7 protein-coding genes are annotated in these 7,556 nt (G+C 67.9%); 1 reads left to right on the forward strand and 6 read right to left on the reverse strand.

The genetic code is table 11. The annotated features are described in order from the left end of the window. Positions 1-4: 4 nt before the first annotated feature. The 6 genes from ACP99_RS03895 to ACP99_RS03920 all read right to left on the reverse strand — a co-directional run bounded on the left by ACP99_RS03895 (position 5) and on the right by ACP99_RS03920 (position 5,909). Positions 5-1,861, reverse strand: coding sequence for a UvrD-helicase domain-containing protein (locus ACP99_RS03895; RefSeq protein WP_049985342.1), 1,857 nt, complete (start codon positions 1,859-1,861; stop codon positions 5-7). Positions 1,862-1,937: 76 nt separating this feature from the next. After that, positions 1,938-2,120 (reverse strand): HVO_0416 family zinc finger protein, encoded by a 183-nt coding sequence (locus ACP99_RS03900; RefSeq protein WP_197052345.1) that lies wholly within the window; start codon positions 2,118-2,120, stop codon positions 1,938-1,940. A gap of 86 nt (positions 2,121-2,206) precedes the next feature. After that, positions 2,207-3,745 (reverse strand): carboxypeptidase M32, encoded by a 1,539-nt coding sequence (locus tag ACP99_RS03905; RefSeq protein ID WP_049985344.1) that lies wholly within the window; start codon positions 3,743-3,745, stop codon positions 2,207-2,209. A gap of 79 nt (positions 3,746-3,824) precedes the next feature. Then, positions 3,825-4,931, reverse strand: coding sequence for a M20 family metallopeptidase (locus ACP99_RS03910; protein WP_049985345.1), 1,107 nt, complete (start codon positions 4,929-4,931; stop codon positions 3,825-3,827). A 120-nt stretch (positions 4,932-5,051) separates the two neighbouring features. Further along, positions 5,052-5,648 carry a pyridoxal 5'-phosphate synthase glutaminase subunit PdxT gene (gene pdxT / locus ACP99_RS03915; RefSeq protein WP_049985346.1) on the reverse strand — a complete coding sequence of 199 codons (597 nt, stop codon included), beginning with the start codon at positions 5,646-5,648 and terminating at the stop codon, positions 5,052-5,054. A 96-nt stretch (positions 5,649-5,744) separates the two neighbouring features. Then, positions 5,745-5,909: a preprotein translocase subunit Sec61beta gene (locus tag ACP99_RS03920; RefSeq protein WP_049985347.1), complete on the reverse strand. Its 165-nt coding sequence runs from the start codon at positions 5,907-5,909 to the stop codon at positions 5,745-5,747. Positions 5,910-6,086: 177 nt separating this feature from the next. Between ACP99_RS03920 and ACP99_RS03925 the strand changes: the two genes are divergently transcribed. Next, on the forward strand, positions 6,087-7,556 hold a 1,470-nt coding region (locus tag ACP99_RS03925; protein WP_156105586.1), incomplete at its 3' end, for a heavy metal translocating P-type ATPase.

Here is a 7,556-nt window from a genome sequence, read left to right on the forward strand (position 1 = left end):
GCGCCTACGGATCCGGCTCCGGCGGCGGGGCCTCGCCCTCTTGGGCCTCGTCGAGGAGTTCCTCGACCGACGCGTCGCGGATCTCGTTGTGCAGCAGGACGCTCACCGGCAGCGTCGGCGCGCCGCTGACGAGGTTTTCGAGGATGACGAGTCGCTCCCGCGCACGCGACATCCCGACGTAGAACACGCGGCGCTCGTTGTCGGTGAGGATCGGCACCGGGTCGGTCGTCGAGGTGAACTCCTCGACGCCCGGCACGTCCTCGTCTTCGACTGACGCGGCCATCTGCTCGACGACCTTCTCGGTCAGGTCGGTCGCGACGAAGACGTGGTCGGCCTCGCGGCCCTTCGCGGAGTGGATCGTGCCGATGCGGACGCGGTTGGGGTCCATCCCCTGGTACTCGCCGTCGACGTACGCCTCGACGGACTTCCGCTGGAACGACGTGACCTTCCGGAGCATGTCGCCCGCGTCCTTCGCGTCGGGCGCGAAGGGCGCGAACTCAGCAATGACGTCGGGATCGACGCTGAGGTCGGTCAAGTCGTCGACGCCCGCCTCCTCCTGTAGCTCGTCGATGCGGTCGAACAGCTCGTCGCGGTCGTTCGCGCCGAACGCCGAGTCCTGCAGCATGTCTGCGAGTCGGCGGGCCTGCAGGCCGTCGATCGGTTCGTCCTTCTCGAGCTGTTCGACGGCGCGGACGTACTGCGTCAGTCGGTCGGTCCACATCCGCTGGTCGGTCAGCGCCGAGAACGGCATCCCCAGCGGGAGGAACTCGTCGATGAACTGGAACAGCTGATAGCGGGCGCGGAACAGGATCATCACCGTCTCGTCGTTGTCGCCCTCCTCGATCGTGTAGCGGACGTTCCGCGCGAGGTCGAGCATCGACGGGGATTCGATCCCCTCGACGACGCCGCCCTCTTTTCTGGGGTGGAGGTCCTTCTCCTGTCGTTTGTCGATGTGGCGGATCTCCTGGTTCACGACGTTGAGCACACGGGAGGGGAGCCGGTAGGAGTTCGGCAGGACGACGTCCTCGTCGCGGTCGGCGTCCAAGAGGAGGTTGGGGTCGGCACCCTGCCAGGCGTAGACGACCTGGTCGTCGTCGCCGGCGATGAGGACGCGCTCCATATGCGGTTTCCACTCCTCGTAGACGTCGTACTGCAAGGTGGTGATGTCCTGGAACTCGTCGATGACGAGGAAGTCGACGTGCGGAACGAGCGAGCGCTGCTTGACGCGTTCGAGCATGTCCGCGAAGCCGACGAGCCCGTGCTCGCCCTTGTACGAGCGCCACGCGCGGATGACCTCGGGGACGTCGATCCGGTCGTCGTCGGAGGGCCACGTCGGGGTGTACTTGTTGCCCTCCTGGGTGTTCGGGTCGACCTCCGGCGGGAGTCGCACCTCCTCGACGTTCCACTGGAAGGGGACGTCGTACCAGTCGGCGACGTCCCGGCGGGTCCGCTGCAGCCACTGACTCGTCGCGATGATCTTGTTCCCGATCGTCGTCGAGCGCGCGGTTCGGCGCCCCGCGCCGCCGTACTCGTCCTCGAACTCGACCCCGTAGCTCTCACAGAACTCCTTCTTGTCGCTCTCGCCGACGACGTCGTTCCGGGAGAGATCAAGCAGTTCGTACGCCTTCGCGTGCATCGTCGCGACGTTGCCCTTCAGCGAGCGCGGCGAGACGTCGAGGCGCTCTGCGAGTCGCTCGCGGACCTCCGCTGCGGCCGCTCGAGTGTACGAAACCACGAGGATGTCGCGGATCGTGACGTCATCCCGTTCGAGGAGTTCGTCGACCCGGTCGAGTAGCGCCGTCGTCTTCCCGCTGCCGGGGCCACCGAACAATCGGGTGACCTTCGCGTCCGAATCGCTCATTGGACACGTTCACGCGCTTGTGCGTGATAAACCACCGGTTTCGAAGGGGGGCTAAAATCGGCGGGAACGGAGCCGATCAGGCCCGTGGGTCCCAGCCGCAGACGCCGCAGTGTGCCGCACCGTCGTCGTGGAGCGCACCGCACTCCGGGCACTGCTTTTTGTTATACGACCGCTCCCAGTCTACTGTCTCGATGTCGTGACCGCGGTCGTCGAGGAACTGATCGAACAGCGCGTCGTCGGAGCTCGGTGCTGAGGCCATACACGCTATGGTATGTCTTACCATTACTTAGTCCTACTGCCGAACCCACGCAACTGGGAACCGGGCGAGACCGCGTTCGACGCCGCCTACACCGAATCGAGGTCGTAGAGCGCGCCGTACTTCTCGGTCACGTAGTCGAGGAACGCGTCGGCGGTGAACGCCGAGCCGGTCGCGCGCTCGACGAGTTCGTTCGTCTCGTAGCGCGCACCGTGACGGTGGACGTTCTCGGTGAGCCACTCGTGGAGCGCGTCGAACTCGCCCGCTTCGATGTCGTCGTCCAACGGACCCAACTCGTCTTCGGCGGCGGCGTACAGCTGCGCGGCCATCGCCGAGCCGAGCGAGTACGTCGGGAAGTACCCGAAGTTGCCGTGGCTCCAGTGGATGTCCTGCAGACAGCCCTCCGAGTCGGTCTCGGGGCGGATCCCGAGGTACTCCTCGTACTTGTCGTTCCACACCTGCGGGACGTCGTCGACGTCGAGTTCCCCGCGGATCAGCGCCCGCTCGATCTCGAAGCGGATCACGATGTGCAGGTGGTAGGTGAGTTCGTCGGCCTCGACGCGGATGAGGTTGTCCTCGTACACCTGATTGGCGGCCTCGTAGGCCGTCTCCGGGGACAGGTCCGCCGTCTTCGGGAAGTGCTCCTGCACCGTCGGCAGGAACCCGTTCCAGAACGCCCGCGAGCGCCCGACGTGGTTCTCCCAGAGCCGCGATTGGGACTCGTGGACCGAGAGGTCTCGATCCTCGCCCAGCGGCGTGCCGTACTGCTCGTCCGGCAGCCCGTGGGTGTAGGTCGCGTGGCCGAATTCGTGGATCGTCGAGGTCAGCGAGCCGAGGGGGTCGGACTCGTCGAAGCGCGTCGTCACCCGCGCGTCGAACGTGGTCCCCGACGAGAACGGGTGCGAGGCCGTGTCGAGTCGGCCTCGCTCCCACGGGTAGCCGAGCGTCGTGAGGACGTCGCGGCAGAGCGCCTCCTGCTCCGCCTCAGGGTAGGTCCCCAGCGCGGTGAACGCGTCGGTCGCGAGGTCGACGTCGGAGTTCCGGATCTCGTCGATCATCGGCACGAGCACCTCGCGGATCGACGCCAGGATCGACTCGGCGCGATCTAAGGAGAGACACGGCTCGAAGTCCTCGAAGAGCACCTCGTAGGGGTCGCGGTCGGGATCGATGTGCTCGGCGTACTCGCGCTTCAGTTCGACGTGCTTGCGGAGGTACGGCGCGAACGTCTCGAAGTCGTCTTCGGCCTTCGCCTCCTCCCAGACGGGCAGCGCCTCCGAGGCCGTCGTCGAGATCTCCTCGACCAACTCCGAGGGGACGGCGACCGCGCGGTCGTACTGGCGGCGGATCTCGCGGACGACGGCGGCCTGCTCGTCGATCAGGTCCCCCGCTTCGAGGTCGTCGAGGGCGTCGCCGACGGCGTCGTCGGTGAGCAGTTCGTGCGAAAGCGACGACAGCGTCGAGATCTGCTGGGATCGCGCGGGCGTCCCGCCCTCCGGCATCGTCACCTGCTGGTCCCACCGGAGGACGCCCGTCGCCTCGCGGACGTTCGACACGCGGCGGTACTCTTCGAGGAGCGTCTCGTAGGCGTCCGACTGCGCTCGGTCTCCGGCGTCGCTCTTTCCTGTCATTACCCTACCGCAGAGCGCGGACGGGTATCAAGCCGACGGCTCTCGTCGGCAGGCCTGCGACCAGTTTGACCTGCGCACCTCACTCCTCGGGCCAGCGCTCCGCGAGCCGCTGATAGATCCGTCGGCACCGCTCCAGCGCGTCGATCGAGACGCTCTCGTCGGCCGTGTGCGCCTCTCCGGGTTCCGAGGCCCCGACGACGACGCAGGTGGTCCCGTTCGCCGAGAGCCATCCTGCGTCGGTCGCGTGCGGCTTCGTCACTCGCTCGGGAGTCGCCGACTGCGCCGCGCCGGCGGCGTCGAGCGCGGCGTCGGCGAAGGATCGCTCGCGGCACGCCATCGGCGGGAGGTCCTGATCGATCGTCCACTCGACGCCGTCGATCGCTTCGACCCGCTCCAGCGGCGCACGCTCGCCGGGGACCGTGCGCTCGTCGACCGTCGCGGTGCAGCGCTCGGGGACGACGTTCCACGCGGACCCGCCTTCGATCTCGGTGACGACGACGCTGCCTTCGAGTTCCGAGCCGAGGACAGTCGCCGCCGGCGCGTCGAGTCCGCGGACGACGTCGACGGCGTCGCAGGCGCGGTAGACCGCGTTCTCGCCGGCCTCGGGTTCGCTCGCGTGGGCCGCGGATCCGCGGGCGGTGATCGTCGACCCGCGTCGGCCGCGGTGGGCGATCACGACGTCGGTCTGGTCGTCGCCCGCGTAGTTCGTCGACCCCTCGCCGACGACCGCGTACTCGGGCGCGAAGCCGTCGTCGATGGCGGCGCGCGCGCCCACGCCGCCCCGCTCCTCGCCGACGAACGACGCGAAGACGAGTTCGCCGGCGGGGTCTGCGTCCCGGAAGGCGAGCATCGCGGCCGCGAGCGATCCCTTCATGTCGGCCGTACCGCGGCCGTACAGCCGTCCGTCGCGCTTCTCGACGACGTACTCTCTGTCGCCATCCCCCGCGTCGACGACCTGCGACTCGTCGGGCGCGACGACGTCGTGGTGGCCGACCAGCGCCAGCGACGTAGCCCCCGTCCCGCGACGGGCGATGACGTTCCTGTGCCCGTCGCGCGTCACCCTCGCGTCGGTCTCCTCGCGCAGCCACGACTCGACGGCGTCGCCGGCGGCGGTCTCGTCCTCGTGGCTCGGGATCGAGACGAGCCGACGGGTCAGCGCCTCGACCTCGTTCTCGTTCGCGCTCACACCCCGACTGTGTCCGGCATCGGTTGAAAAGTCTCGGTTCGGGACGGCGGGTGGCGCGCTCCCGGCGTCGCTCGCCGACTCCTCGTTGCCGCGTCGCTTCGGCGTCGATAGACCGCTACGTCAGGCCTCGACGGCCGTCTCCTCGAAGAACGCGAGGTCGTGGATCCGGCTGTCGTTCGTCAGTTCGGGGTGGAACGCGGTGCCGACGACCGGCCCGTCGCGGACGGCGACCGGACGACCGTCCCACTCGGCGAGGACGTCGACGCCGTCGCCGACCTCGTCGATGGCGGGCGCGCGGATGAACACCGCGGGGAACGGCTCGTCGAGGCCGACGACGTCGAGCGGGGCCTCGAAGCTGTCGACCTGTCGGCCGAACGCGTTGCGGTCGACGCTCACGTCGAGCAGGTCGAGCGTGTCGACCCGATCGTCGTTGGCGTCCCGCGAGGCGACGATCAGCCCCGCACACGTCGCGAGGACCGTCTTCCCGTCGGCGACGTGCTCGCGGATCTCCGCGTCGATGCCCTCCCGGGCCAACAGCCGCGAGATGGCGGTCGACTCGCCCCCGGGTAACAGGAGGACGTCGCAGTCGGGAACGCTGCCCGCCTGTCTGATCTCGACTACCTCGACGTCCTCGCCGTGGGCTTCGGCCGCTCGTCGGATCGCCGCCGCGTGCTCTGTGACGTCGCCCTGGACGGCGACGACGCCCGCTCGTAACATACCCGTGGGTCGGTGTCGAATCGACAAAAAGCGTCCGTTGTCCGCCTCCGGCGGAGAGGGATGCCGTCGGCAGCTACGTCCGGCCGTTCCTCCGGTTCAGATCGCGACGGCGTTGAGGACGAGTACGCCGACGCCGAAGAGGAGTCCGAACGCGAAGACGGTCTTGGGATCGATGCGAATGGCGTTTCGGTCCTCGGCGTCGAAGTAGCGGACGAGCCCCGCACTCGACATCAACCCGCCGCTGTTCTGACCACTGCTCATACCCGTGTCTCGTCGGTGAGTCGCCTAAACGTTTCGGATCGGTCCGCTCTGTCGCGCACCGACTCGAATCTGTTCGCGGGATTAATAACTCAACTCGAAATATTTAGCAATATGAGGCAAATACCGGCCGAAATATAGCAGCCAGCTTAATATAATTCGGTGAGCTAGCCTTCGGTAATGACCTCATCCGACCGGGATTCACGCGACCCGCCCGGTGAACCCGACCCGGGCGATCACGATTCGACAGATCGCGAGCGGAGCCGCGACTCCGACCCGGGCGACCACGCAGACGTCGCGCAGTTCTCCGTTCCGGAGATGGACTGCCCCTCCTGTGCGGGGAAAGTCGAGAGCAGCGTCCGGAAACTCGACGGCGTCGACGACGTCGACCCGCAGGTGGCGACCGGGACCCTCACCGTCTCTTACGCGGGCGACAGCGCGACTGCCGACGACATCGCCGACCGGGTCGAGAAGGCGGGATACAGCGTCGAGAGCGTCGACGAGACGACGGCGAGGTTCACCGTTCCGGAGATGGACTGCGCCTCCTGCGCCGGCAAGGTCGAGAACGCCGTCTCCGGGCTCGGCGGCGTCTCGACGGTCGATCCCCGGCCCACGACCGGCACGCTCGTCGTCACGTACGATTCGAGCGCGCTCTCCGACGCCGAGATCGTCGACGCGATCGAGCGCGCGGGCTACGAGGTCACGGACAGCAGCGCCGCGAGCGACGGCGTCGACGCGGCCGGCGACGACCGCGAGTCAATCTGGACGAGCCCGCGGGCGATCAAGACGTGGATCAGCGGCGTCTTCGCCGTGCTCGGGCTCCTCTTCGAGTTCCTCTTGACCGGGCAGAACGGTCAACTGGCGACGGTGCTCGGAAGCGAACTCCTCCTCGCCGACGTCCTGTTCCTCCTGGCAGTCGCCACAGGTGGACAGGCGATCCTCCGGAACGGCTACTACTCCGCGCGGAACCGCAACCTCGACATCGACTTCCTGATGTCGACGGCGATCCTCGGCGCGCTCCTCGCGAGCCTCGGCTTCGGCGAGGCGCTGTACTTCGAGGCCGCCACGCTCGCGTTCCTCTTCAGCGTCGCCGAGCTCCTCGAGCGGTACTCGATGGACCGCGCCCGCAACTCCCTTCGGGAGCTGATGGACCTCTCGCCCGACGAGGCGACCGTCAAGCGGGACGGCCGCGAGGAGACGGTCCCGGTCGAGGAGGTGACCGTGGGCGACGTCGTCGTCGTCCGCCCCGGCGAGAAGATCCCGACCGACGGCGAGGTCGCAGACGGCGAGAGCGCGGTGAACCAGGCCCCGATCACCGGGGAGAGCGTGCCCGTCGACAAGGTCGAAGGCGACGAGGTGTACGCGGGCACGATCAACGAGGAGGGCTATCTCGAAGTGCGGGTCACCTCGGCGGCGGGTGAGGACACCCTCTCGCGCATCGTCGAGATGGTCGAGGACGCGCAGGCGAACAAGACCGAGCGCGAGCAGTTCGTCGAGCGATTCTCGGCGTACTACACGCCCGTCGTCGTCGCCTTCGCCGTGCTCGTCACGCTCGCCAGCCCCTCGCTCCTCGGCACGACGTGGGCGACGTCGTTCGTCTACGGGCTGACGCTGCTCGTCCTCGCCTGTCCCTGCGCGTTCGTCATCTCG

The sequence above is a fragment of the Halobellus rufus genome (assembly GCF_000739575.1).
Classification (GTDB): domain Archaea; phylum Halobacteriota; class Halobacteria; order Halobacteriales; family Haloferacaceae; genus Haloquadratum; species Haloquadratum rufum.